The sequence below is a fragment of the Caballeronia sp. BR00000012568055 genome (assembly GCF_029439455.1).
Classification (GTDB): domain Bacteria; phylum Pseudomonadota; class Gammaproteobacteria; order Burkholderiales; family Burkholderiaceae; genus Caballeronia.
The window spans coordinates 1-2,920 of the sequence record NZ_JAQFVG010000096.1; the positions used below are offsets into that span (position 1 = coordinate 1).

Consider the following 2,920-nt stretch of genomic DNA (forward strand, 5'->3'; position numbering starts at 1 on the left):
GAGTCGATGATCGGGAACTGGAAATAACCCATTTCCTGCTTCACGTTCGCCGGGAAGCCACCGGTAATGAACGTGCCCATCAGCATCATCGCGGCTTTTCCCTGGAACAGGAAAGGCTGTGCCGCGTCCAAATCATAGGATAGCGAATTATCGATAAAATCCTTATCGTCGATCAATTGCTTCCACGTCGTATAGACTTTCTTCACGCGCGGGTCGGTATAAGGCACATTACCCGCCATCAATTGCTGATGAAACGCGTTGCCGTTCAGGCGCAGATCGAGATAATCGAACCAGCCGGCCAGCGTCCACGCATCGCGCCCGCCGACAGCAAACGGCGTAATGCCCGCAGCCTTCAGCTTCTTGCACGCGTCCATCAACTGATCCCACGTCTTCGGTTCTTCAGTAATGCCGACCTTCTGAAACAGATCCTTGCGATAGAACAAGCCCCACGAGTAATACACCGTAGGTGCGGCGTATTGCTTGCCGTTATACGTCGACGATTCCTTGGTCGATGCGTACATGCTGTCCCAGCCGTTCTTCTTCCAGTCGCCGCTCAAATCTTCGAACAGGCCGCGTCGCGCGTAATACGCCATGCGCTCGCCGTTGTGCCAGTTCACGACATCGGGCGCGACCGTCGAGAGCCAGCCGGGCAATTGCACCTTATAGGCTTCCTCGTCGATAAACGACGCCTTCACATCCACGTCGGGATGCGCTTTCTTGAACGCGTCGAGCACTTCCTGCCAGACCGCGCGCTGGCTCGCACCCTTGAAGGCGATGTTGATGGTCATGGTCGCAGCATGCGCGCTCGTCGCAAACGAGGTCATGCCCATGCTCAACGCAAGCGTCGCCGCAGCGATGCTCATGCGTGTCTTGAGGCTCCTTGCTGTCATTGCTTGTCTCCTTTTATTTACCGCTTCGAGTAATTACGATTGATACGCCGCCACGCCTTGCGGCTCGACTTCATGCGAACCGATGATGAAGCGCTCGCCCGCGATACCGTCGATCTTGTGCTTGATATGCGAATAGTTGAACACGTAAGTGAGGCCACCGCGTCGGCTGATGCGGATATCGTCACCGAGCGGCGTCGGCGCGAGACCGGCTTCTTCTGCGATACGTGCAAGCAGTTTCTGCGTAAGCGCGTCGTCGAAAAGACTGGTGAAGTAATGCGCCTTGTTCGACTGAACGTAGGCGGGATGCCCGTCGGAGAATCGCGCGTGAATCGTGCAGCCTTCCGCTTCGATCAGATCGCGCCAATGGCGGGCGTGACCACCATCGACTGGCTCAGTCACATTCGGGCGCATCGATTCGACGCGCCACACGCGCACCGGCAGCAAGGACGTCAGCGTGCCCGGCGGCAAGTTGGCCGGAATCTGCAAGCTCTGCGTTTTCGATCCCGTGCGCGGCCCGATCACCACATGCGCGCCGGATGCCTTCAATCGTGCGGCAAAGTCGTCCGGCACGGTCGGCAGCGGCGGCACGACGATCATCGCGTAGCCGTCCAGCGCCGCATATGCCGGAACGATATCGACATCGAAGCCCAGCGAGCGCAGCGCCGAGTAATACTCGAACGCAAATCGCGGATAGTAGAAATCAGCGCCCTGTGGATGAATCTCGAATAACCACTTTGCTTCGTAATCCCAAACGAGTGCGATCTTGCTGCGGACCGCATCGTTCGCACTAACATGTTCTGCTTCGATACGCGCGATCTCCTGTGCAACCTGCTCCGCTTCGCTTCCGCCCATGTCGAGCCGATTATCAGGCGTGTTCAGTCCCGCGTGCATCTGTTCCTGTGCGAACGGCGCCTGACGCCATCTGAAATACGACACGCAACCCGCACCGTGCGCGAAGGCTTCCCACGACCACAATCGAACCATTCCCGGTAATGGCGACGGATTCCAGTGCGCCCAGTTCACCGGTCCGGGCTGCTGCTCCATCACCCAGAACGGCTGCTTCGACATACCGCGATACACATCGTGATTGAACGAAGCATAGTCGGGATGACCGGTGCGCAAATACTTCGCCTTCACGTCAGGCGCATACCACTGCTCTTCCAGCGCGCCGAGCGGATAGCTGTCCCATGTGGCGATATCCAGATCACGCGCGACATCGTAATGATCGAACTCGGTGAAAAGCTGCATGAAGTTATGCGCGACCGGCCGCCCCGGCGAATGCGCACGAATGATGTCCACTTGCATGCGGTTATAGCGCGCGACTTCATCCGATGCGAAACGCCGGTAATCGAGCCGATGCGACGGATGCGCTTCCGTCACCGTACCGATGGGCGCATCGATCTCATCGAAGCTGCGATATTCCATGCTCCAGAACACCGTGCCCCATGCGCGATTCAACGCATCGACGGTTTCATAACGTGCTTTCAGCCATTGACGAAAGCGCTGCACCGCTGCGGGCGAATAGCTGACCACGGTGTTGTGGCATCCGTATTCGTTATCAGTCTGCCAGTACGCGACGGCGGGATGCTTGCCGTATCGCTGCGCTACAGCCGTGCAAATCACGCGCGATGCCTCGAAATACGATGGCGACGAGAAATCGTAATGACGTCGCGAGCCAAACGCACGCGGACGTCCATCTGCGCCCACGGGAAGAATGTCAGGATAACGATCTATCAGCCACTTCGGCGGCGTCGCGGTCGGCGTGCACATGACCACTTCGAGACCCGCATCGCCGAGCACATCGATTGCGCGATCCAGCCAGCCCCAATCGTATTCACCGGGCGATGGCTCGATACGGCTCCACGCAAACTCCGCAATCCGTACTTGTTCGATGCCAAGCGCCTTCATGCGACGGGCATCGTCTTGCCACATCGTTTCTGGCCAGTGTTCCGGGTAATAGCAGACTCCGAGGCGCATTAATTTTCCTTATACCGTGTGATCGACGGTGGCGAGCGGCTTGACCGAAAAGC

Annotated in this window: 2 protein-coding genes; both read right to left on the reverse strand. The window is 58.0% G+C overall.

The window, feature by feature from the left end:
• Window positions 1–863, reverse strand: an 863-nt coding sequence (locus P7F28_RS06050) for an ABC transporter substrate-binding protein (RefSeq protein WP_370467245.1), incomplete at its 3' end; no start/stop codon positions are given.
• Between the two features lie 60 nt (window positions 864–923).
• Window positions 924–2,867: a beta-galactosidase gene (locus tag P7F28_RS06055; protein ID WP_277183585.1), complete on the reverse strand. Its 1,944-nt coding sequence runs from the start codon at window positions 2,865–2,867 to the stop codon at window positions 924–926.
• Window positions 2,868–2,920 lie beyond the last annotated feature (53 nt).